The following is a 22,587-nucleotide window of genomic DNA, read 5'->3' as shown; positions in this document are numbered from 1 at the left end:
GCCCGCCTTCCCGCCCGAGGTACGCCAATCCTCACGCCCGTGCGCCGCGCTGTCGAGACTGAGTGTCCGATGTTCCGACGAGCCTGGCGCACGTCAGCGGTGGTCGGCTCGGAGCCCGCCTCCGTTCTGCTGGACGCCGCGCCCTGCGCCTCGTCGACCGAAACGGCTGTCGACCGAAACGGACGAGCCCGGCCCTGCGGTCGCCGACCGCAGAACCGGGCTCGTGCTGTTTGTGTCAGCCCTGGACGATCTGGAACTTCGCCGGAGCGACGTCGTTGCGGATCGGGTAGCTGGCGCCCTTGTCGTCCCGCGCGGACGCCCAGACGCTGCTCTCGGTCTGCTGCGGCGCGGCCGGCGCGGTCACCTTGATGGTGAAGACCTTGGAGCCGCCCGCCGGAATGCTGCCGCTGAGGCAGGGCACCGGCCACTCGTCCGGCTTGATCGTGCAGCCCGAGATCGCCTGGACCGTCCACGTGTCGGGGACCCCGAGCGCGATGCGCAGCTTGCCGGGCGTGGCGAACTGCGCGTTGTTGTGGACGGTCACCTTGAGGGTGCCCTCCCACGTGCCGGAGCCCGTCACGGTCATCGTCAGCTTGTCCGCGGTGACGGTCACGTCGGTGATGTTCGGGTTCGGCCCGAACGCGGTCGGGCCGCCGGTCTGGGTGAACGCGGTGCCGTTCCAGCCGTAGGTGCGCCACTGGTGCTGGGACGCCTGCGCCATGTCGCAGCAGGGCCGGTACTCGCCCACGTCGACCTTGACCTGCCCGTCGTCGCCGGCCTGCACCTCCCAGATCGTCTCAATGTCGGTGCCCTGCTTGCCCGTGTTGCCGGCGCTGCCGACGACCTGGCCCAGGGTGACGATCTTGCCGCTGGCGTCGCGGTCGAAGGCGAGCACCTTGTAGTCGAACCCCTGCGGGCTGCACGACAGGAGCATGACCGTCTCCTGCGCCCCGTCGTGGTCGACGTCGACGTACACCGGGTCGCCCCGCAGCTCGAGGATGCCGTTGCTGCCCGCCTTGCCGCCGCTGAACTTCACCGAGCCCTTCGGGCAGCCGTCGTCGAAGCCCGTGGGCCACGAGGGGATGGAGAGGGTCGCGTTGCCGAGGTCGGTCTTGCTGATCCGCCCGTCCGGCGCCGAGGCGGTGGGGCTCGCCGTCGCGGGCGCGGCCGGCGACGTGGTCGTCTCGACCGCGCTGGTGGAGGCGGCCGGCGTGGCCGGCGGCCCGTTGGAGTCGCTTCCGGCGGCCGCGTACGCCGCCACGGGCGTGGCGATCGCGAGCGCGGCGATGGTGCTCGCGGCGATGGTCCGCACCTTGTGCCGGTGCTGCACCGTGGCGCGTGCGGCGGCGGTGCCGGCCGGCTTGACGTAGGTGGACACCTCGCTGCGGAAGTCGGCGAAGGCGCCGGTGAGCAGGTCGTCGTTGTCGAAGTCAGGCACGGCGGGGCTCCTTGTCGGTGAGCTGGGCGGCGAGCGCGGTGCGCCCGCGGTGGAGCCAGGACTTGACGGTGCCTTCGGCGGCACCCTCCTGGCGGGCGATATCACTGATGGGCAGGTCCGCGAGGTAGTGCAGGATCACCGCGCGGCGCTGCTGCTCCGGCAGGGTCGACAGCGCCTGGGCGAGCGCGACCCGGTCGGGGCTGGGCGCCGCCACGTGCTCCTCGCGGTGCCGGCGGGCGAAGGCCATCGCGGTGCGAGCCCGCCGCCACCGGCTGGTGGCCAGGTTCCAGGCGACCCGGCGGACCCAGCCCGCGGGGTCGTCCATGTCGGCGATGCGCTTCCACCGCGACAGCGCGCGGCAGAACGCCTCCTGGACCACGTCCTGGGCCGCGGCCATGTCACCGGTGTAGGCGAACAGCTGGACCGTGAGCGGCCGGAAGTAGGCCGCGTAGAACTCGTCGAACCCACCGGCGCCGGCGGGCGGTCCGTTGTCGGACGGACTTTCCACTCTGCCCCCGTCAAGCAAGGTGCTCACACTGCCTTCCTCCCCATCGGCGACCGGCTATCCGGTCGTACGGCGACAACACGCCGCAGCGGGCAACGAGGTTGCAGCGGATCTCCTGTCGTCCAGACGACAATTCCCCGCATCCACCATCGCCGTCACCGTGCTCGACCCGACGCCGACCGCGACCGTCACCTTCGGTGGCGGCCAACACGCTCGCGTTGCACTCACCCGGACATAAGAGCGGCGCCAGTCTTCGCAAGATCCTTTTGGAGGGCCCGTTTCACCCGTCGACAACGGGTTATTTTCCGCGTCGGCAGGTGTAAGGCCCGGCAACGTTGGGATAGCTGGTCCAGACCTGCGCGGTCTATTTCGGTGTGGGTGCCGCGGACCTTGCCAGGACCTGGTCGGCAATGGCAGCCCAGAGCGCCATGGGGGATCATCGTGCGACATCTCATCGTGTGCTGCGACGGCACCTGGAACACAGCAGATCAGGAGGCTGTCACCAACGTACGTCGGCTGTACAACGCCCTCGCTCCCACGGACGACGCCGGGAGGAAGCAGTTGGCCCGGCACCTGCCCGGTGTCGGCACTGCGGGTGGCCTGGCGTCAAGGCTGGTTGGTGGAGCCTTCGGACTGGCTCTGCACCCGCGCGGTCGCCTGACCTCCAGTGTGGGTCTGGGCCTGGATGAAGCCGTGATGGAGGGCTATCACTGGTTGGTCACCACGTACCAGCCAGAGGACCGCATCGCGTTGTTCGGCTTCAGCCGCGGCGCTTACACGGCCCGCAGTCTTGCCGGATTGATCGCGATGTGCGGGCTGATCAGCACCGCGGGGATGGGCGAGGAGGAGACCTGGCGTCGGATCAACGATGTGTACGACCGGTACCGGCAGGGACCTCACGGCGATCCACACTGGCGCGACGGGCTTACGTTCCTCTACGACCCAACGGACGCTGAGAAGATTCCGGTGCAGTTCATCGGGGTCTGGGACACGGTGGGCTCGCTCGGTATCCCGGACCACCTCCGTTGGTTCGCCCCAGCCTTCTCGGCCAGTCGATATGCCTTCCACGACGTCAAGCTCAACCCGAACGTCAAGCACGGCCGGCACGCCGTGGCCATGGACGAACGCCGTGGCCCCTTCAGCCCCACGCTGTGGGGCGAGCCGGAACCTGGGCAGGACGTCAAACAGGTGTGGTTCCCTGGCAGCCACATGGATGTCGGCGGCGGCCACCGCGAAACGGGTCTCAGTGACCGCGCACTACAGTGGATGATCGACGAGGCGAAGACAGCGATCCAGCTGGGCTTCCACAAGAAGACAGAGGAACAGATCAAACCCGACGCGCTCGACGTCGTGCACGACGACGACCGTACCGCGCTTGGATGGCTCAATCCCCTGCTGGCGCCCGGGCTCGAGCCGTTCCTCGCATTGCGGCCGCGGGCAGTGCCTCTGGTGGACCCGGACGCCTCCCAGCCCGCACAAGAGTTGGACATCTCCGTCTACGACCGCCAGCAGGCGCCACCCATCACCAGCGGACCGTACCGACCTACCCGCGTGCTCGCGCGGGGAGAGTCCGCAACGGTCGAGGTGCGAGCCGACGAATCCTGGGACGACACCGGGCTCTACCTTCAGTCCGGCAGTTACCACTTCACCTCCGAAGGCGAATGGCTGGACCGCGACATCCCGTCGAGTCCCGACGGTAACGGGGGAATTCGACTCCGCCAGCAGCCGATAGAGGGGGCGCTACGCGGCGTGGGAACGTTGAGCACCGAACTGGAGAAACTGTTTCGCCGGCAGCCCGGCAGTGAAACGGCCTACGTACCCCTCGCCCGCCGGGAGCCGGATCTGCCATGGATGTCGCTGGTCGGTTACGTCGCCAACGACGCGATAGCCGTCAACGGTGGGTCGAAGACCGCTCATCAACGCATCGCCATCGGCAGGGACAGGACCCACTACGTCACCAAGGGCGGCTACTTCTACGCGTTCGCCAACGACGCGTGGGGCTTCTACGGCAACAATCACGGTACCGTTCGTCTCACAGTCACCAGGATCCCGGAGGATGCTTGAGAAGCGGCGGCGCTGGTCGGACGAGCACGCGGCCACCGGTGACCAGCGTGGCCGATCACGCGGGGCGGGTCGTGGACGGCCGCTCCGGTCGGCTCCGGTGCCGATGCCGCACCGATCGCCTCGGGCCCCGGCGCGGCGGCGACGGCTATAACCACCGGGAGCAGGACCTACCGCCGGAGGCGTCGACGACTCAGCATACGATGCGCCTGCCCTCGGACTGCGCCACTGCGCCAGTGGCTGCCGGCGGTTCGTCGGTCCAATGGGAGTCGAGCAGAAGCCGGTACTCGAACAGCGCTCCGGCCGGGACCCACGCGAGATAGTCGGCCGGGCGCAGCACCCGCGTCTCGAACGCCAGCGCCCGCCCGCTCTGCGGATCGAACACGATGCTGACCTGTGTCGGGCCCCCGGAGTCCGCTGCCTGCTCGGCGGGAGTGTTGTTGGTTTCGATAACCACGGCGATGCCACTGCGTCCCCGCGCGTCGGTCACCGCGCCCAGCGTCCGCACGCTGGTCAGGTCGGCGAGTACCCGGTATACGGCGGCGCGGACCGGCGGGGCGACTGGGGTGTCGAACAGCAGGTTAACGGCTGCGGCGAAGATCGACTTACCGAGTTCGGCGTCGGTGCCGTGCGGCAGCCCCTGCTGGGTGATCGTGGTCTTCAGCCATGCCCGCAACGCATCGGTCTCGGACGGCAGCCGTCGGATCTGGGCCGCGGTGAGGGACACGCCCACGACGTTGAACCTGGCTTCGCCAGGCTCCTTGCGTGTGATCTCCTCGGCCGCGGCCTCGGCAGTGTACTGTTTGTCCGGATCTGGCGGGCAGCCCGGTCCCTGGCCGATCGGCCAGCTGGTCGGCGAGCCGGCTCGCTGCCAGGCGTCCCGGTCGGCGGCGGAGGCCGGCGCGGCGCCCGCCCAGTTGTAGGCACGCCAGGTGCTGGTGCTGGGCGTCATTGAGTACCAAGTGGTGGTACTCGTGCGGCCCATGATGGCGTACTCGTTGCCCGGCTCGCCCACCTGCAGCAGCGTGCCCTCCTCGACCTCGGACACCCAGTACTGACCCTGGCCGGACGCCGGCTCGGTGAGCGTCTTATCGGCGGCGATCAGCAGCAGGTCGCGTGCGGATCCGGAGACTTTCGGCGAGCCGTCGGCAGCGGGCCCGCCGGGCGAGTGCGGCGCCGGTCTGTGCGCCGACACTACGATCGCCGCGGCCAACGCCAGCGCGGCGGCCGCGGCCGGGAGCGTGACGCGGGCGTGCAGCCGGCGGCGCCAACTCGGCGCCTCGACGGCGGGCAACCGGCTTCCGCTCGGCTTCTGCGCGGGCAACGGCCCAAGCTGTGGCACCTCGCGCAGCGCGCCCGGCTCTTCCACGGAGACCGGCTCCTGCCGCACCAGCCGCAGCAGCGCGCTCCGCGCGGCCGCGACCTTCTCGGGCGACGGCGGATCAACCGGCCGCGCGGCCGACAACATTTCGAACTCGTCCACTGATGATCGTTACCTTCCTGGCGATTCGAAGTGGGCTCAGGCGACCGGGTTGACATCGTTGAGGGCGGCGCGCAGTTGCCGGCGGACCCGGTGCAGCCGGGAGCCCACCGTGCCGACTGGGACACCGAGCGCCGCGGCGGTCTCGTGGTGCGACAGCTCGCCCCACACGACCAGCAGCAAGGTGTCGCGGTCCTCGGGAGACAACCCGGCGAGCGCGGCGACGAGGCAGTCACGTGCAGAGGCCGCGGCGATCCGCGCGTCGGCACGTTCCACGTCTTCCACGAAGGTCGGCTCGGCCGCAGCCCGGGAGTGGGCGCGGTAGCCCCGCTCCTCGTCGCGCCGGTGCTCGTGGATCAGGTTGGTGGCGATGCCGTACAGCCACGAGCGCACCGACCCGCGCCTCGGATCGAACGAGGCACGCTGCCGGAATGCGATGAGGAACGCCTCGGCCGCGACGTCGTCGGCGCCGGCGCTGCCGAGGCGCCGTGCCGCGTAGTTGTGCAGTGCGGTGAAGTAGCGATCGAACAGGATCGCGAAGCGCCCGGGATCGCTTCGCGACCGCAGCACCAGGTCGGCATCCTCGCCCACTGTCTCGCTGCCCACGTCAAACACCGGTTTCAGACCCACCCGGTTCCTTTCCTCGGTCAACTGCGTTCATAGCTCGTTGACCGATAGCTGAGTGGATCTTCACGGAGGAGTCGTGGCAGCCGCCGCGCTCCCTCGTCGCGGGGTGATTGAGCTTTATCATTTACGGCATGGGCGTTCGCCATTGGCTCGTCGGCCTGACCGCCGTCGTGGTCATGAGTGGTGGCACCGCCGCGTGCTCAGTGCGGCATTCGACGCACGCCACGATCGACGTGGATGCCGCGGTCGCCCTGGCTGATCAGCCCGTCCATGTGCGGGTGTCGGGCCTGCGGGCACGCGAGGCCGTCACCGTCGCGTCGCTGGCCGCCGACGCCCAGGGCCGGCGCTGGCGCGGGGAGGCGACCTTCGCGGCGGACGGCGACGGCGTCGTTGACCTCGATCGGTCCGCGCCCGTGTCGGGCTCTTACGGCGGCGCCGACGGTATGGGCCTGTTCTGGTCGATGCGGCCGCCGACCGGCGATCCGGACGAGGCGTGGTTCAGTCCCGGATACCCCGAGGCGGCCGGGGCGTTCGAGGTCCGGTTGACCGTGACCGTGGCCGGCCGGGAGATCGCGGCGCGCACCTTGACCAGGCAGTGGACCGCGGCCGGTGTGACCCACCGCAGCCTGACGCTCGGCGTCGACGGAGTGGCCGGAGTCCTGTTTCTGCCGTCCCCGGGTGCCGTGCGCCGCCCCGGCGTGCTGCTTTTCGGCGGTTCCGAGGGCGGTGTCGGGCGGAAGTACGACGCGGCGCTGCTCGCCTCGCACGGCTACCCGGCGCTGGCGTTGGGCTACTTCGGTGCAGCCGGTCTGCCCGAAACCCTGCGCGACATACCGCTGGAGTACTTCGTGACGGCGGCGCGGCTCCTACGCGCGCAGCCGGGGGCCGATCCCGGTGGGGTCGTGGTCAACGGCTACTCCCGCGGCTCCGAGGCGGCGCTGCTGCTAGCCGAGTCCTACCCCGACCTCGTCCGTGGCGCCATCCTGTACGCGCCGAATGACACCGTCTGGTCGAGCTTTCCCGCCGGTGGCAACGCTTGGACCATCGGCGGCGTCCCGGTGCCGCGGACCGCGATACCGGTCACCCACGTGGCCGGTCCGGTCCTCGCCATCGCCGGCGGCAAGGACCGGCTCTGGCAGTCCGCCGCGCAGGCGCAGCGGATCATGCAACACCTCGACGACGCCCACGTCACCGCCGCGCACCAGGCCCTGGTCTATCCGGACGCCGGCCACGGCGTCGGCAGCTTCCCGTACCTCGCCGCGGGCACGTCGTCCCCGGGCACCGTCGCCAGGAGATTGGGCGGCACCCGCGACGCCGACGCCGCGGCCCGCAGCGACGGCTGGCCGAAGGTCCTCGCCTTCCTGGCCGCCTGAGCCAGCCCGCCGATCGTCTGAATAGCGTCCGACGACGCCTGCGGCGCGCGGGTCGTCCACCTCCGGCCCGCCATCGCTGCGTTTCGTCCATGCCGACCACGTCTCCCTCAGCCACCACGGCACCGGACCGGTCGGCATGAAGCTCATCGTCGGGCTCAGTAAGTGCGATTCCGATCGCAACCATGCCCCGCGGCAGACCGTTGCACGCGGTCAGGGTCCACGGTGCGGGTCGGATGCCGGGGTGGAGGCGGTAATGCGGGAGGTACGCGCGCTCGGGGTATCGCCGCCCCGCCTGCATTGCGAGCGCTTCGCCTGGCGACCCGCCACGGGCCGCTCAGCCCGAAGCGCGTCACGGTGCCAGCGGCGATCACGCCACCAATTGAGCCGGTCGCGTGAATGCTGAGGGAACGTCAGCCGGACGACACTCACGACGGTTGCGCAAACGGGCACGGTGACGACCACGACCGCCACGATCTGCCAGGGAGCGCCCGCGGCGATGAGTACCGCAGCCAGCGAGCCGACGCCGACCGCGCTGCCGCCGATGAGGACTTCTGATTTCCCGGAAGTGGGAGTGATCCTGCGCATGGGTCCTTCAAGTGGCTCGAGGGAGAGGCGCCCACGCGATCGGGCGCCATTACATCTCGTCGGCCGCTCAACGGCCGATGAGGCGATCGAACCAGGCCTGCGAACCTCTGGTGTAGTGCGAAGAAACCCGAGCCGCGGACCGGTGATCGTTTTGGCGCGGCAGGGAAATCTCGTACGGCGCCGCGAAAACGCCACCGTGTCAGGTGTCCGGCGCTGGTCGCGGTGTGACCCAGGCGTGAAAACCGGTGTTCACGCCTGCCCGAGCCGGTGAGGCGGCATGGAAACTCTCGCGCTAAATAATCTTGGCACCCGGAAGTATGACGCTGCTTGACAAAATGCCGATGCCTCCGACTGACCGTGCCGGTACTTCACGCTGCCGGGAAGTTGACTGTTTTGCCGGAGTCAGGTGCGGCAATATTTCCCGACATGGATCCTGTCGCGGTCGCCCTGCGAGACCTGCTCTCCAAGTGGAACGAAGGGTTTCACGGCTCCGTGGTCCGCTTGGCCAAAATCATCGAAGAGAACGCCGGCGAGGATGTCCGCAGTCAGCTCTACCGGCAGCTGTCGGGCCGTCCCAGCTGGGAATGCGTCGAATGGATCATTAGGTATTGCCGACCACAGGACGGTGCCGACGACTGGGCCGATCGGCAGCGTGAGGTCCTTGCCGGCTGGTGGTACGTCGAGCGTCGAATCCGTCCACCAGGATACGTCGGCTCGATCATCCACGACGGGCGGGAAATTCTGCCACCCGTCAATTCGTCGAGCGAGGCGGAGGACATCGCCGTCCAGGTCGTGCTGTTGCGCAAAGAGCTGGAAGAGGCCGAGGCTCTTGTCGGGCAGTACCGGGCCGAGGCCGAAGAACTTCGTGATGAGGTCGCCACGCTCAGAACAGAGACCGTCCGGCTCCAGGGCGAGTCGCTGGACAAGTTTCGGAGGGTCGCTGACAACGCGGATACGTTGATCGGTCAGCTACGCGTGGTGCAGTCGCAACTGGAGGACAATCATCTGGCCGAGGCCACGCGACTCAACGACGAGAACCGGCGGCTGCAGGACGAGAGCATCACCCTGCGTCGTGAGCGCGACGAGGCGAGCCGGAAGGGCGACCGCCTGGCACAGGAATTGAGTGAGTCGCGCGCCACTGTCGAAACAGTACGACGGCAGATGAGCCGAACAATCGATGATCTCGAACAGCAGGTTAGCAATCTCCACCATCAGCTGGACGAGGCACGCCGCGCCAGCGAGCGAACGACGCAGTTCACGTCGGAGTCGGTCGGCCGGTGGGCGCGGCCGCAACATGATCGCGCGACCGCGGATGCTGTCATTGGCCGTGACGGCACTATCCGGCGTCAACGGGACGAGCGCGGCTGAGTGGAGATGCAGATGCCGGCCCGCGCTCGCCCGAGAGCGCGCATGCGGTGCCCTCCGACGGGTACACCGCGTCCGCTAAGTTAATGCCACCTTGTCCGAATCTTCCTCCGCGCTGGACGAGCACGTCGAGGAACGATGGAGCACGGATGGAACACAGCGGGATCCACTATGGACGGTGGTCGCGGGGCGGCGTCACCGCCGGGAAGGCGACACACCTACGCAGACGAGAAGGATCCGGGGACGAGTCCACGGCAGACTGGCGACCGACGGGCGTGGTTCGGCGTAGCCTCCCTTGGTGACCACGTTCGCCGGCGACGCCACAGCCACGCTCCCGCGCAAGCGCATGGGATCCGGAGTGCTGTTCCGCGACGCCGTCAACCGGATCCTGCTGGTGGGACCGGCGTACAAGAACTACTGGGAGTTACCCGGTGGTGTGGTGGAGGGCGACGAGTCGCCGTACGACGCGGCGCGGCGCGAGGTCGGAGAGGAACTCGGCTTGGCGATGTCGCCCGGCCGGTTGCTGGTCGTCGACTGGGTACCGCCACGACCGGATCGCACCGAGGGCGTGATGTTCGCCTACGACGGCGGTGTGCTCGACGCCGAGGCCACCGCAAACCTTCAGCTCCCTGCGGACGAGCTGCGCAGCTGGGCCTGGTGCACGCTCGCCGAGGCGCAGCAACGGTTGCCCCCGCTACTCGCTCGCCGCGCGGCCGCCGCGCTGGAAGCGACGGCCGGCGCGGTCACGTACTACCTGGAAGACGGCGAACGCATCTGCTGACTCGTGTTGCGCTGCCCGACCGGCGCCGGGTGGTGAACCACCGTCGATTCGGCCACCGGGAAGCCCGTCGATCCGTAGTCACTTGGCAACGGAGGTCAGGTTCGTATCCACCGGCCGACGAGCTGCACGATCCGGTCCTGCGCCGCGTCAGCGTCAGCTGCGGACGCGAGGGTCACCACCCCGCGGTCGGCCGCGGGCCATTGCAGCAGACCGGTGTCGTCGTGGAAGACGAAGCTGTCACGGTCTTCGCGGACCTTGGCTCCGCGGTGGAACACCAGCTGCAGTTGACCCTTGGGATGGAACCGGAAGGTCACACGGTCCTCTCCCGCGAAGCGGAAGCTCGGGGCGTTCCACTTCACGTGCTCGGTGATGCCCTCGTCGGAGGCGAGGATCGCCCGGCGCAAGCGGTCGGCGGAGTCCTTCATGGGATGGTCGAGACTGTCGAGCAGCGCGTCGACCGCCGGTGACTGATCCGTCATGGGCGCATTCTCCGCCTCGCCTCGCCGGGCATGGCCCGGCCGTACAGATTCATCGCTCTGCCCCGCGGCCGTCGTGTCCTGTGCGTCGGTGGTAGATCGCGACGCCGCCCTGGCGGGTGACGAGCTCGTAGCCGCGGTCGGGCAGTGCCGCAAAAGCGGCGCGCTGGTCCAGTGGGATCAGGGCCGGGTCGGTGAAGTCGGTGACGGCGACCCACTCGGGACGCAGCACGCGGTCCGGGTAGTTCGGGTACAGGTAGACGGTGCATCGGGCGGTGAGCTGCGCGGCCAGGAGGTTCGTCGCAGCGACGACGGCGCCGTCCGGGATCGTCTCGAGCGTGGCACGCGTCGCGGCCGCAGCGGGATCGGATTTCCAGGTCGAGGGGAACACCAATCGCCGCAGCGGCAGCGCTGTGGTGCAGGCGAGGGCCACGACGACGGTGAACGCTGGCACGGTGCGCGTCCACCACCGGACTGTAGCGTTCGGGTGGGTTCGCAGGGCCGTCAGCGCGTGCAGGAGCGCGACGAAGATGACCGGCATGAGTATGGCGCTGTACTGGAACTCCGTTCCCCAGTACATGTGGTTCGTCGACCAGAAGCGCCAGGCGAGCGTCGGTGCCGCGAGCAGGAGCAGCGGTGAGCGTACGGCGAGGAACAGCGTCGGCAGGAGCAGCCACAGCGTCGTGCTCAGTTTGACCCCGGGAGTCAGCAGCCGGGTCAGCGGGTCCTCGGCACTCGCGCCGGTCTCGTAGGGGTACGCGTGCTGTGGGTTGAAGGCAGGGATCACCAGACCGGTGATCACCAGTCCGGTGACGACGGCGAACGCGACGACGGCCAGGCCAAGCTTGTACTGCCGCCGCAGGATCAGGTAGCCGCCCAGCGCCGCGACGGTCGCGGGCAGGTCCTCCTTGACGAGTACGAGCGGAAGCGCCCACAGCACAGCGGCATGCCAGCGGTGCTCGGCGAGCCGGACGAGTGCGCAGGCGAACAGCGGCACCGCGAGGCAGACCTCGTGGAAGTCGAACGCGACGGCCTGCTGCAGTCCCCAGGACAGGCCGTAGGCCACGCCGATGCCGAGGCCGCCGGCCGTGCCGGTGACCCGCATCGCGTAGCGGGTCACGGGTACCGCCGAAACGGCCAGAAGCAGCGCCTGGACCACCAGGAGGGTGATCGGGCTCGGGAAGATCCGGTACGCCGGGGCGAGCAGCATCAGCAACGGGTGGAAGTGGTCGCCGAGCAGGTGGTAACCGGGGCCTTTGAGCTGCGACACGGGGGCTTGCAGGTGCGCGTACGCGCGAACGGCTTGCTCAAAGATGCCCAGGTCGTAGCCCGCCGTCTGGATCCGCAGGTGCCGCGAGACCGACAGTGTGGTGTAGGCGGCGAACAAGGCCACTGCCAGGACGTACGGCAGCGTGCGCCGGCGATCGAATGAGCCGATGCTATCGGCGCGTGCCGGTGCCTCGGCGGTGGTGATGCTCATGCCCCTGCTCCTTCCGCGTACCGGGCTGTCCGGCGCGGGGACGGTAGGCAGGGGTCTGTGCGAAACCGGTGCGGAATCTGTGTCGATGCGTGGCGGGCGGGCGGGGGCACCGATTTCCGTGCCGGTTCCTCATCGATTCCGCATGATTGGGCCGCAGAATGGGCGCATGAGCGCGCGTGTTCTGGTCGCGGAGGACGATCCGAAGCAGGCCCGTCTCGTGCGGGTGTATCTGGAGCGCGACGGTCACGACGTGCTGGCCGTCGGCGACGGCCGCAGCGCGATCGAGCAGTACCGGGCCCGCAGGCCCGACCTCGTCGTGCTCGACGTGATGATGCCGAACGTCGATGGCCTGGATGTCTGTCGCATCCTGCGTGCGGAGTCGGCCGTGCCGATCCTCATGCTGACCGCCCGCTCGACGGAGAACGACCAGCTGCTCGGCCTCGATCTGGGCGCCGATGACTACCTGACCAAGCCGTACAGCCCGCGGGTGCTGGCCGCCCGGGTGCGCGCCCTGCTGCGCCGCTCGGGCGCGGTCGCCGCGGCCGGCCAGCCGGTGCTGCGCGTGGGCGGCCTGGAGGTGGACGCCGGGCGCTTCGAGGTACGCGTCGACGGGGTCGCGGTGCAGCTGACGGCGAAGGAGTTCGGCATCTTGGAGGTGCTCGCCGCTGAGCCGGGCCGGGTCTTCACCCGGGCACAGCTCATCGATCGCGCCTTCGGGTTCGACCACCACGTCCTGGAACGCGCCGTCGACGCGCACGTCGTCAACCTGCGTCGCAAGCTGGAGGCCGACGCGTCCCGGCCACGCTTCGTGCAGACCGTCTACGGACGTGGGTATCGGATGGCCGAGCAGTGAACCTACGACTGCTGCCGACCCGCCCGATGAGCCTGCGCACGCAGGTCTTCCTGTTCGTGACGCTGGTGGCGGTGAGCGCGGTCGGCGCGACGGCCTGGCTGTCGGTGCGGCTGACCTCAAGCCGGCTGGAACAAACACTGACCACCACGGCCGAGCGGGACTGGGCGTTCGTCGCCGCTATCCGCCTGTACGGCCAGAACCGCGGCACCTGGGAGGGCGTCTCCGAGGTCATCTACGCCCGTTTCCGCGCGGATCCGCACCGGCAGCGGATCCGGCTGACGACTGCGGACGAAGGGGTCATCGTCGACACGGAGGTGCTCGCCGGCCGCGCCGCCCGGCCGGTCGCCGCACGGCCGGTCGAGATCGACCCGCGCCCGTGGCTCTTGCTGCGCTGGGTCGACTATCCGGACGACGCGGCGCGGCAGCGCCGCGTTGTGGAGGCCATCGCGCAGTACCGGCGGACCGTCGGCGTCGGCACCTGCCGGACCCGTTCCTGGGGGCCGGTGATCGTTGAACGCGACGCGGAAGACGTTCCCCGGCTGGCGGACCAGGGCGGTCCGGAGGACCAATGCCACGACGCCGGTGTCACCACCGCGGCCGAATCGGCGCAGGACAGAGCCACGGTGAACGCATGTGCGGAGCCGATTTCCACCGCCGAACGCTGCCTCGAGAAGGCGTTCACCACGCGGATCAGCGAGTTCTCGGCCGTTCCGGTGAAGCTCTACCTGGGCGCGATCGACCTGCCTACGCTGCGGTCGGTGCAGGGCCCCGTCGCGATCGCCGTCGGCGGGGTGATTGTGGTGGCACTGCTCGGCACGGCCGTGATCGCCACCCGGATCGCCCGTCCGGTGCGGGCGCTGACCGCCGCGTCGGCCCGGGTCGCCGGCGGCGAGTTCGGTGCCCGGGTCACCGTCGGGGGCAGCGAGGAACTCGTACGCCTGGCCACGTCGTTCAACCGGATGGCCGCCTCCCTCGAAGGGGCGGACGAGCGCCAACGGCGCCTGGTCGCGGACCTCGCGCATGAACTGCGCACCCCGCTGTCCAATCTCCGCGGGTACATCGAGGCCATCCGCGACGGGGTGTTCGAGCCGACTGACGAGGTCCTGGCGTCGCTGCACGAGGAAGCGATCCTGCAGCAGCGCCTTGTCGACGACCTGCAGGACCTGGCGCTCGCCGAGTCCGGTGCGCTGGTGTACCACCCGGCGGACCTCGACCTCGCCGACTTGGTCGAGGTGAGCGCCCGCGCCGGCCAGGCGGCGGCCGAGCAGGCGGGTGTCCGCCTCGTCGTCGCACCGGGACATCGGCTGCCGGTCCGGGCCGACGCCGACCGTATCCGCCAGGTGCTCGGCAACCTGCTGAGCAACGCGATCCGGCACACCCCGGCCGGCGGGACTGTAACCCTGCAAGCGGTCGCCGACGGCGACGACGCGGTGGTCACCGTGGCCGACACCGGATCCGGGATCGCCTCGGACGAGCTGCCCCACGTGTTCGACCGGCTGTGGCGGGCCGACGCCGCGCGGGGCCGGGACACCGGCGGCAGCGGGCTCGGTCTCGCCATCGCGCGGCGGCTCGTCATCGACCAGGGCGGCCGGATCGAGGCAGCCAGTGAGCTCGGCGCCGGCACGACGATGACCATCACGCTGCCGCTGCGTAGCCGCTGACTGGACGTTGTGGGCCAGGCACGGACAACCGTGGCCGCGTAGTGCTCCAAGGCGGGGAGTGCCGACCGCAGAAGTTCATGCCCAGCGGGCGATCCGGCACGCCGGGCGTGCGGCCGCGTACGGGTGTTGTACGCGGCCGTCCGCCCGGCGCCGCCGGTCGTCGCCCGGACCCGCCGTAACCCGCAAAGATCCGGAAGACAGGGCCCCTAGCGGATCCGGTCAGTGGCGTACTGGGCGAGGAGCAACATCTGATCGGCCGACAGCACAGGTGAACGGCCGGAGACCGAGATTCTCATGAGCCGGCCGGCGGGCAGCCCGATGTTGACCTCGAAGGACTGCTCGGCGGCGAACCACACCACCGGCTTCCCGGATGGGGTCTTCCCGTCCGTGCACTGTCTACGTTGGGCAGGCGGGGCACTGCGCCCCTTCGGCGGCGCCGGGGTCGGAAGGTTCGCGCACGACAGCTTCCCGTCCCTGAGGGGCACGGCATCCACCATGACGATGATGTCGCCGTGCGCGTCGCGGACCCGCAGTGTTCCGCTGCCGTACCAGCCGGGCGGCGTCACGTAGTCGATGACGGTCACGTCGATGCCCGGGCCCGACTCCCACGCAGCCGAAGGGACGGCCGTACGAACGGCGTCGTTCAGCGCGGTCGCGAGTTGGCTGGCGCTCTCCTCGGCCTGTGCGCGGCTGGCCGAGGAGAGCGTGAACGTCGTGTCGGGCGGCCGGCTCTGCGGCGTGGCCGTCGATGGCGGGCCGACCTCCGGGTTGCCGCTGACGACCGCGGCCAGCGCCACTCCGACGACCGCGATGACGGCCATGCTGGCGATCGACCAGCGGACGGAACGGACCCGGCGGTCCCGGTCCACGAGGGCGCGGGAGTCGATGGACGTGGGTGGTGGTGTACCGATGATCTCGTCGAACAACTGGTGCATCTGTGCTCCTTTCGAATATGTGAGGTTTAGCGCTGTGCGTCGGCGGTCCGGAGGTGCTCCAGCGCTCGGGTCGACTGGCTGCGGACGGTGGCCGGTGCGATGCCGAGGAGTTCGGCGGTCTCTTCGACCGAGTGGTCGAGGTAGAACCGCAGGATCACCACGGCGCGTTGACGCGGCCCGAGCGACTCCAGCAGTTGGGCCAGCGGCTGCCGCTCGACGATCCCGTCGGGCTGAAGGTAGGACGTCGCCGGCGGGTCGGCCTGGGTGTGTTCCACCCTGCGCCAGCGCCGGCGTTGTTCGGACAGCCAGCACCGGGTGAGGATCTTCTGCGTGTACGCGTCGACGTTGTTCGCCTGGCTCGCCCGTGACCAATGCCGGTGCAGTCGGATGACGGCTTCCGAGACGAGGTCGTCGGCGAGGTGCCAGTCGCCGCACAACAGGTAGGCGGTCCGCCGCCAGCGGTCAAGGTGTTCGGCGACGTACACGTGGAACTGGTCATCGGCTCTTGGCAAGTGCACCTCCAGCGGCTATGCAGTGACGACCGTACGACCGGCGCAGCGCGGTGAAAGGCTGCACGATGCTCCAGACCATCAACGACCAGTTGGCCCGCACGCCGGGTTAGGCGTGCTCCGCGAGGTCACAGATGACGCTCTTCTTCTGCGCCTCCCGGCAGGCGTCGCTGACCGCGGGCGGCTCGACCGCCTCCTCGCCAGGCCGGCCGGTGCAGCCGCTGGCGGTAGGTCAGCGCGGGATCGGCGACGGCGCTGCGGACGCGGCACTGGCTGGTGTTACGGCCACTGCCAGTGGGCGTATCGGGAGATGGGCAAATTCGTCTTTTAAAAAGCGGAGTACCGCCGTCGAACGTTACTCAGCTTGTTGCGGCGCTTTTGCCGGTACCCGCTACTGCATTTTTAGGGTTTGCAGACGGGTGAGTCTGATAGACAGCGATGGTCTCCTTGGTCATGATGCCGACGTGCCCCGACGTGGGCATCGTCCCCGCTGAGGAGAATCGCATGATCTTCAGTTCGAAGAAGGGGTGGCGGCGTGCACGTTTCGCCGCGGTCCCGATTGTCGTCATCGCCGGCAGCGTCGCTGTCGCGACCTCATCCAATGCGGCATCGTCGCCCGGCAATTCGAGCGGCTACACCGGAGGCCGGTATATCGTTACGTTCGCCGATGACCCCGTTGGCACGTACGACGGCTACGACTCCGGATTCAAGGCCACCAAGCCCAAGGCCGGCAACAAGATTGACCCCGATGCGGCGGAGGTCAAGGCCTGGCGTGCGCACCTGACGGGCAAGCACGACGCGGCAATGACCAAGGTCGGCGCAACCAAGATCTACGACTACACGGTCACGAACAACGGCGTCGCCGCCGATCTCACCAAGGCTCAGGCGGACGCGCTCGCCAAGACCCCGGGCGTCCTGGGGCTCGAGCGCGACGAGGTGTCGCAGCTCGACACCACGGTCTCTCCGGAGTTCCTCGGCCTCAGCGCCGCCGGTGGCGTGTGGTCCCAGTTGGGCGGTCAGGCCAACGCCGGCGCCGGTGTTGTCGTCGGCATCATCGACAGCGGCATCTGGCCCGAGAATCCTTCCTTCGCCAACGAGAAGATCACCCCGCGGCCGAAGGGCTGGCATGGCGCTTGCGTTGCCGGCGAGAACTTCCCGGTGTCGTGGTGCGGCAACAAGCTGGTCGGCGCACGCTACTACGTCGAGGGATTCGGCAAGCACAACGTCGCCAAAGAGGATTACCTGTCGCCGCGCGACGGATCCGGCCACGGCTCGCACACCTCCTCGACGGCCGCCGGCAACGCCGGTGTCACGGTGACCATCGACGGCAAGCAGATCGGCACCGCGTCGGGCATGGCTCCGGCCGCCTCCATCTCGATGTACAAGGTGTGCTGGGAGGGCAAGCCGGGCGTGCAGGCCGGCTGCTACAACTCCGACAGCGTGGCCGCGATCAACGACGCCGTCCTCGACGGTGTCGACGTCCTGAACTACTCCATCGGTGGCTCGTCCGAATCGTCGGTGCTCTCCTCGGTGGCGCAGGCGTTCCGGGCGGCGTCCAACGCCGGTGTCTTCGTGGCCAACTCGGCCGGCAACAACGGACCCGGTGCGAGCACCCTGGACAACACCTCGCCGTGGGTCACCACCGTCGCGGCCGCCACCTTCCGCAAGGCGTACCGAGCGGTCTCGCTCGGCAACGGGGCTCGGTATGTGGGCGCTTCGACCACCTCGGCGCTGACAACGCCGGCGCCGCTGATCACCGCGCTGAGCGCGAAGTTGGCCGGTGCCGCCGACAACGAGGCCAGCCTCTGCTTCGCGGGCACGCTCGACCCGGCCAAGGTGACCGGCAAGGTGGTGATCTGTGACCGGGGCGTCAACGCGCGTATCGACAAGAGTTTCGAGGTGAAGCGCGCAGGCGGCGTCGGCATGGTGCTGGTGAACACCAGCGCGAACTCGCTCAACGGCGACTACCACCCGATCCCGTCGGTCCACCTGAACTACATCGATGGTGCCGCGGTCAAGGCTTACGCGGCCACGGCGGGCGCGACCGCGAGCATCGTGGACCTGACCGCGGCGGAGCTTGCGGCGGCGCCGGACGTGCCCGACGTCACCGACTTCTCCTCGCGGGGACCGTCGACGACCACGGGTGGCGACATCCTCAAGCCCGACATCGCCGCGCCCGGCAACGACGTCGTCGCTGCGGTGGCGCCGCCGAGCAACCACGGCCGGAACTGGGACTTCTACTCGGGTACCTCGATGTCCTCGCCGCACATCGCGGGCATCGGCGCGCTCATGAAGCAGCGGCACCCGGACTGGCTGCCGTCTGAGATCAAGTCCGCGCTCATGACGTCGGCGATCGACACCAAGACGACGACGAGCCCGTTCGCCCAGGGTGCGGGATTCGTGAACCCGAATGGCGCGGCCGACCCGGGACTGGTGTACCCGGCAGCCCCGAACGACTTCCGCAGCTACATGGTCGGTCTCGGTGTCCGGTTCGCGCCGCCGTTCGACACGCTTCCGCCGATCTCCGGCTCTGACCTGAACCAGGCCTCGATCGCGGTCGGTGGGCTGGCCGGTGTCCAGACGGTGACGCGCAAGGTGAGGAACGTCGGCTCCACGACGGCGACCTACACCGCCACGGCAGGCGTCCCCGGCTTCGCCACCGTGGTGTCGCCGTCGAGCTTCACGCTGGCGCCGAACGCGACGCAGACCTTCACGGTGACGTTCGCCCGGACCACGGCCCCGCTGGGCACGTGGGCCACCGGCAATTTGACGTGGTCGGACGGAAGCCACAGCGTGCGGAGCCCGATCGCGCTGCGGCCTGTGGCCGTGAAGGCGCCGAGCGATGTGGCCGGGGCGATCTCGACCGGGTCGACGACCTTCTCGGTCACGCCCGGCTCCACGGGGCCGTCGCTGGGCACGTCCGTCGCCGGGATGGCCGGGGTGACGCCGGTCGCCGACAGTGTCGCGGCGGGACCGTTCGACACCAACAACCCGGTTGCGGGTGCCGGCACGAAGGTCTACCACGTGACGGTTCCCAGCGGCACGAAGGCGGCCCGGTTCGACCTCGTCTCCAATGACAAGACGGCCGACCTCGACATGTTCGTCTACCGTGCGGGCAAGCTGGTCGCCCTGTCGGCCTCGAGCTCGGCGGACGAGCGGGTGACCATGACAGCACCGGTTGCGGGCACGTACGACGTCTACATCAACGGGTTCTCGACGCCCGGCGGCTCGACCTCGTACTCCATCAGCAACTGGGTGGTGCCGAACAGCGACGCAGGGAACCTGCAGGTCAGTGACGGCCCAATCACCGCCGGCGTACCGGTGCCGGTGACCGCGACCTGGACGGGTCTCGACCCGGCCAAGCGGTACCTCGGCGTGATCTCCTACGCCGGCGCCACCAACGTCACCTTCATCACGGTGGGCTGACCTCGGTAGACGCATGACACAGGGGCCCGGCAGCTTCGGCTGCCGGGCCCTTCTGTTCCGCACCACCGTGCCACCCGGCTCGCGGTGCGGGCGCCCGCCCTATGCTGGCCGAGAGGAGGCCCAGATGACGGCTCGTCTGCGCACCGCGCTGGTCGTGGCGGCGGCCGCGCTGGTGCTCGGCGCGGTGGCCGTCGGCGTCCCGCTGGCGCTGCACCGGGGCGCCGGCTCACCCGCGGCGATTCCGGAGCCGCCCGAACTCGACGCGGCGCACTGCCCGGTTGCGTGGCCTGTCGGCGGCGTCGGGGCTGCTGACCGGCCCGGGCCGCTCGTCCCGGCCGACGGCGTCGTGTCGGTGACCCTGTGCGAGCTGCCCGGCGCCATGCCCAGCTGGATCGAGCCGGCGCCGCCCCGCGTGCTCACGGCGCGGGCGGGCGAGGTCATCGCGGCGATGAACGCGCTGCCCTCCGCGGCGGACGGCAACCGGGCCTGCACGTTCGTCGCGTTCCCAACGGAGATGTCGCTCGTGGTGAGCTACGCCGGCCGGGCGCCGGTGGCCGTGCTGCTCGACCGCAACTGCGGTACCGCCGGCACCGATGGGCGCACCCGCCGCATCACCGGCACCGACGGCGCGCACCCGGCGGTGGCGGACGCCTTCCTCGCGCGCTACCGGGAGCAGCTCGCCGCGGCGACCAGCCCGGCCGCGGTCAAGACGCCGGCCTGCGAGGCCGCGCTGTCATCAGCCGACATCGAGGTGCGCACCCAGGCCGACGAGCCGCGCGACGACTTCGCCCGCAACCGGGGAGGGGTGGACGCGTTCGCGCCGAGCGCCCTGGTCGAGGTCAGGGCGTGCCGGTACCGCCCCGGCCACGACGGCCTCCGCCTCGCCACCCAGCACGCCCAGCGCCAGGACTTGGCGGCGTTCCACGACCTTGTCAACGCCGCCGCCCAGCGCGTCACCGACACGAGCGACTGCGCCACAGCCGGCAGCCCGACCACGATCGACGTCGTCTGGCTCGCCGACGCCACCGGCGCCGTCGCCGAGCTGCGGGTGCCGCGCCAGCCCTGCCCGGAGTTCCGCCGCGCGGGCTTCCCGGGCCTGGTGGCACCACCGCAGCTGCTAGTCCAGCTGGACCACTGGCTGACCTGACCATCGCCGTCGGCGGTGCTCGCCGGTCGGCCGGACGGCTACGTTACGGTGAACTCGATCTGCCCCTCGTTGTCAGCACCAGCGTCCAGCGTCTTGTCGTTGAGCACCTCGGTGGCCGTCGGGTCCAGGAACAGCCGGGCGCCGGACGCCTCCACGACCGCGTCGCCCTGCGCCGGGCTGGACGCCAGGCTCAGCGTTAGCGACGCGCGGGTTTCGTCGGCGGCGATGCGCAGGCCGCCGCCTTCCGGTGCGCCAGGTTGGGTGGTAAGGCTCTGGATGGCTATCACTGCGTTGTCGGTCAGCAAAACCATGACGAGTTGCTCCCCCAGATTTGGCAGCAATGGCGGGCACAGCGCCGCGGCCGTACAGCACACCGCCGTGCGGGGCCGCGGATGTGATGGCGGCCCGCCCTACCAGCCCAGACTTGCGCGGATTGCCGGATGTGTCAAACGCAGGTACGAGCGGACTGCGCGCACGACGAATCCGCCCGGGCGGATCGGCGAGCCAGATCAGCCGTCGGCGCTGGTGATCTCCCAGAACACGTTCAGGCCGTACTGCCGGCGGCAACCTGGCCATGGGGCTGATCGACGGCTGGCGGGTGGACAAGCACAGCCGGCATCACGCTCGCCCGAACACCGACGCCGTTCGAGAAGGCGGTGGTAGGTGTGGACACAGTCGCCGCAGCCCGACCTGCCGTCCACCCGCCGGTGCGGAACTGGTCCTCGAGGTCGACGACGTTGCCGAGGCGCGCGAGCGCGTCGTGCGCGCAGGCTGGCCGCTGGAGGACGACCTGACCAGCCGGCCGTGGGGCTGGTGGACTTCCGGGTCCTGGACCCCGCCGGCTACTACCTGAGGATCACCGACGGCTCCCCGGACCGCTGAGCGGCACACATCCCGACCGATGGGCAGGGACGCGCCACCACGCACGCATACCGCTGGGGCGCCGAGTGTCCGGAAACTGCGACGTATGATCCCGGTCGTGACCGCCACGACGATGGCATTCCCCGAACAGATGGCGCGGCGACTTGCCGGCCGGGTTCAGGGAGCGCTGTGAATCCCGACCTCGCCGGCCTGCGCAAGGGCGACCTCGACACCCGGGAGGAGCACCTCTACCGGCTGCTCGACCGAGCCCGCGACCACGGCGATCCGTCGGCGATCGCGGCGCTACAGGCGATGGTTCGCGACTATCCCGACTACCATCGGTCGCTCTACACCCGGGCCATGAATCAGGCGGCCGTGTTCGCGGACCCCGGCCTGCGCGAGCCGCTGCTCGAGGCGCTGGCCGACACGCGGTACAACTGCCAGGCCTGGGCGGCGATGGGCTGCGCCGCGATGGACATCCGCGAGGCCGTGCCGCAGCTGATCGAACTCCTTGACCATCCACAGTGGATTGTCGTGGACGAGGCGATCAAGGCGCTCGGTGTGCTCGGCGACGTCTCCGCCGTCCCGGCGCTGCGCCCGCTGCTCGGCGACGGCGCCGAGTGGGTGCGCCAGCGTGCCGCTGACGCGCTCGCGAAGATCGGCGGCGCCGAGGCCCTGGAGGCGCTGTGGGACGAGTTCGAGCACCGTCGTTTCCCGCGGATCGGCTACATCGCCAGCGGCCTGGCCCTCTTCACCCCGGACATCATCCCGCGGCTGATCGAGGCGGCTGCGGACCGGGATCCGGACCGTCGTTACTGGGCCGCAGTCGCCCTCGGCTCGACCGGCGACGAGCGGGTCGTGCCGACCCTGGAGCGTCTGCAGGCCGAGGACCGCGGCGCGACGGTCTTCGACGGCGAGGTCCGCGTCGCGGCGAAGAAGGCCCTGCGCACCGCGCGGCGCATCCAGGCTGCCATCGCCGCGCGCGCGGGCCAGGCATAGTGGCGGCAACCGCGTAGATTGCCGG

General features: G+C 69.8%; 19 protein-coding genes. 10 read left to right on the top strand and 9 right to left on the bottom strand.

From position 1 onward, the window contains the following. Positions 1-235: 235 nt before the first annotated feature. Both ACGFI8_RS38920 and ACGFI8_RS38915 read right to left on the bottom strand, forming a co-directional pair. The gene (locus ACGFI8_RS38920) at positions 236-1,438 is read right to left on the bottom strand and encodes a hypothetical protein (RefSeq protein ID WP_392812358.1); all 1,203 of its coding nucleotides are present in this window, start codon (positions 1,436-1,438) and stop codon (positions 236-238) included. Further along, complete coding sequence (locus ACGFI8_RS38915) at positions 1,431-1,946, bottom strand: SigE family RNA polymerase sigma factor (protein ID WP_392812389.1); 516 nt, start codon at positions 1,944-1,946, stop codon at positions 1,431-1,433. The genes ACGFI8_RS38920 and ACGFI8_RS38915 overlap by 8 nt, the downstream gene beginning before the upstream one ends. 438 nt (positions 1,947-2,384) lie before the next feature. Here ACGFI8_RS38915 and ACGFI8_RS38910 point away from each other — a divergent pair, with 438 nt between their 5' ends. Beyond that, positions 2,385-4,007, top strand: coding sequence for a DUF2235 domain-containing protein (locus ACGFI8_RS38910; RefSeq protein WP_392812356.1), 1,623 nt, complete (start codon positions 2,385-2,387; stop codon positions 4,005-4,007). A 190-nt stretch (positions 4,008-4,197) separates the two neighbouring features. Here the strand turns inward: ACGFI8_RS38910 and ACGFI8_RS38905 are convergent, their stop codons facing one another. Both ACGFI8_RS38905 and ACGFI8_RS38900 read right to left on the bottom strand, forming a co-directional pair. After that, on the bottom strand, positions 4,198-5,487 hold the full coding sequence (locus tag ACGFI8_RS38905) for a CU044_5270 family protein (RefSeq protein WP_392812355.1): 1,290 nt from the start codon (positions 5,485-5,487) through the stop codon (positions 4,198-4,200). Between the two features lie 36 nt (positions 5,488-5,523). Next, positions 5,524-6,090 carry an RNA polymerase sigma factor gene (locus ACGFI8_RS38900; RefSeq protein WP_392812353.1) on the bottom strand — a complete coding sequence of 189 codons (567 nt, stop codon included), beginning with the start codon at positions 6,088-6,090 and terminating at the stop codon, positions 5,524-5,526. 152 nt (positions 6,091-6,242) lie between these two features. On the opposite strand from ACGFI8_RS38900, the gene ACGFI8_RS38895 reads away from it, so the two are divergent. From ACGFI8_RS38895 to ACGFI8_RS38885, 3 genes are all read left to right on the top strand, one after another. After that, the gene (locus ACGFI8_RS38895; protein WP_392812351.1) at positions 6,243-7,484 is read left to right on the top strand and encodes an acyl-CoA thioesterase/BAAT N-terminal domain-containing protein; all 1,242 of its coding nucleotides are present in this window, start codon (positions 6,243-6,245) and stop codon (positions 7,482-7,484) included. Between the two features lie 1,011 nt (positions 7,485-8,495). After that, the gene (locus ACGFI8_RS38890) at positions 8,496-9,437 is read left to right on the top strand and encodes a hypothetical protein (RefSeq protein ID WP_392812349.1); all 942 of its coding nucleotides are present in this window, start codon (positions 8,496-8,498) and stop codon (positions 9,435-9,437) included. A gap of 295 nt (positions 9,438-9,732) precedes the next feature. Continuing rightward, positions 9,733-10,215: an NUDIX domain-containing protein gene (locus tag ACGFI8_RS38885; protein WP_392812348.1), complete on the top strand. Its 483-nt coding sequence runs from the start codon at positions 9,733-9,735 to the stop codon at positions 10,213-10,215. Positions 10,216-10,310: 95 nt separating this feature from the next. Here the strand turns inward: ACGFI8_RS38885 and ACGFI8_RS38880 are convergent, their stop codons facing one another. Both ACGFI8_RS38880 and ACGFI8_RS38875 read right to left on the bottom strand, forming a co-directional pair. After that, positions 10,311-10,694 carry a DUF1801 domain-containing protein gene (locus tag ACGFI8_RS38880; RefSeq protein ID WP_392812346.1) on the bottom strand — a complete coding sequence of 128 codons (384 nt, stop codon included), beginning with the start codon at positions 10,692-10,694 and terminating at the stop codon, positions 10,311-10,313. A 49-nt stretch (positions 10,695-10,743) separates the two neighbouring features. Further along, positions 10,744-12,171, bottom strand: a complete 1,428-nt coding sequence (locus ACGFI8_RS38875) for a DUF2079 domain-containing protein (protein WP_392812344.1) — start codon at positions 12,169-12,171, stop codon at positions 10,744-10,746. Between the two features lie 166 nt (positions 12,172-12,337). Here ACGFI8_RS38875 and ACGFI8_RS38870 point away from each other — a divergent pair, with 166 nt between their 5' ends. Continuing rightward, positions 12,338-13,024 carry a response regulator transcription factor gene (locus ACGFI8_RS38870; protein WP_392812343.1) on the top strand — a complete coding sequence of 229 codons (687 nt, stop codon included), beginning with the start codon at positions 12,338-12,340 and terminating at the stop codon, positions 13,022-13,024. Beyond that, the gene (locus ACGFI8_RS38865; RefSeq protein ID WP_392812342.1) at positions 13,021-14,685 is read left to right on the top strand and encodes a sensor histidine kinase; all 1,665 of its coding nucleotides are present in this window, start codon (positions 13,021-13,023) and stop codon (positions 14,683-14,685) included. Before ACGFI8_RS38870 ends, ACGFI8_RS38865 begins: the two co-directional genes overlap by 4 nt. Before the next feature lie 206 nt (positions 14,686-14,891). Here the strand turns inward: ACGFI8_RS38865 and ACGFI8_RS38860 are convergent, their stop codons facing one another. Next, positions 14,892-15,620: a hypothetical protein gene (locus tag ACGFI8_RS38860; protein WP_392812340.1), complete on the bottom strand. Its 729-nt coding sequence runs from the start codon at positions 15,618-15,620 to the stop codon at positions 14,892-14,894. A 26-nt stretch (positions 15,621-15,646) separates the two neighbouring features. Further along, the gene (locus ACGFI8_RS38855) at positions 15,647-16,132 is read right to left on the bottom strand and encodes a SigE family RNA polymerase sigma factor (protein WP_392812339.1); all 486 of its coding nucleotides are present in this window, start codon (positions 16,130-16,132) and stop codon (positions 15,647-15,649) included. 501 nt (positions 16,133-16,633) lie between these two features. On the opposite strand from ACGFI8_RS38855, the gene ACGFI8_RS38850 reads away from it, so the two are divergent. Further along, complete coding sequence (locus tag ACGFI8_RS38850) at positions 16,634-19,555, top strand: S8 family serine peptidase (protein ID WP_392812337.1); 2,922 nt, start codon at positions 16,634-16,636, stop codon at positions 19,553-19,555. Between the two features lie 124 nt (positions 19,556-19,679). Then, a complete protein-coding gene (locus ACGFI8_RS38845; protein WP_392812335.1) occupies positions 19,680-20,702 on the top strand; it encodes a hypothetical protein in 1,023 nt (340 codons plus the stop codon). Positions 20,703-20,740: 38 nt separating this feature from the next. On the opposite strand, the gene ACGFI8_RS38840 is transcribed toward ACGFI8_RS38845, so the two are convergent. Then, positions 20,741-21,013 carry an adhesin gene (locus tag ACGFI8_RS38840; RefSeq protein WP_392812333.1) on the bottom strand — a complete coding sequence of 91 codons (273 nt, stop codon included), beginning with the start codon at positions 21,011-21,013 and terminating at the stop codon, positions 20,741-20,743. 263 nt (positions 21,014-21,276) lie between these two features. On the opposite strand from ACGFI8_RS38840, the gene ACGFI8_RS38835 reads away from it, so the two are divergent. Further along, positions 21,277-21,555: a VOC family protein gene (locus tag ACGFI8_RS38835; RefSeq protein WP_392812332.1), complete on the top strand. Its 279-nt coding sequence runs from the start codon at positions 21,277-21,279 to the stop codon at positions 21,553-21,555. 197 nt (positions 21,556-21,752) lie between these two features. Further along, the gene (locus tag ACGFI8_RS38830) at positions 21,753-22,562 is read left to right on the top strand and encodes a HEAT repeat domain-containing protein (protein ID WP_392812330.1); all 810 of its coding nucleotides are present in this window, start codon (positions 21,753-21,755) and stop codon (positions 22,560-22,562) included. Positions 22,563-22,587 lie beyond the last annotated feature (25 nt).

The sequence above is a fragment of the Dactylosporangium sp. NPDC048998 genome (assembly GCF_043197855.1).
Classification (GTDB): domain Bacteria; phylum Actinomycetota; class Actinomycetes; order Mycobacteriales; family Micromonosporaceae; genus Dactylosporangium.
Note: the sequence above shows the minus strand (reverse complement) of the source record. Positions and strands in the feature narration are given on the sequence as shown.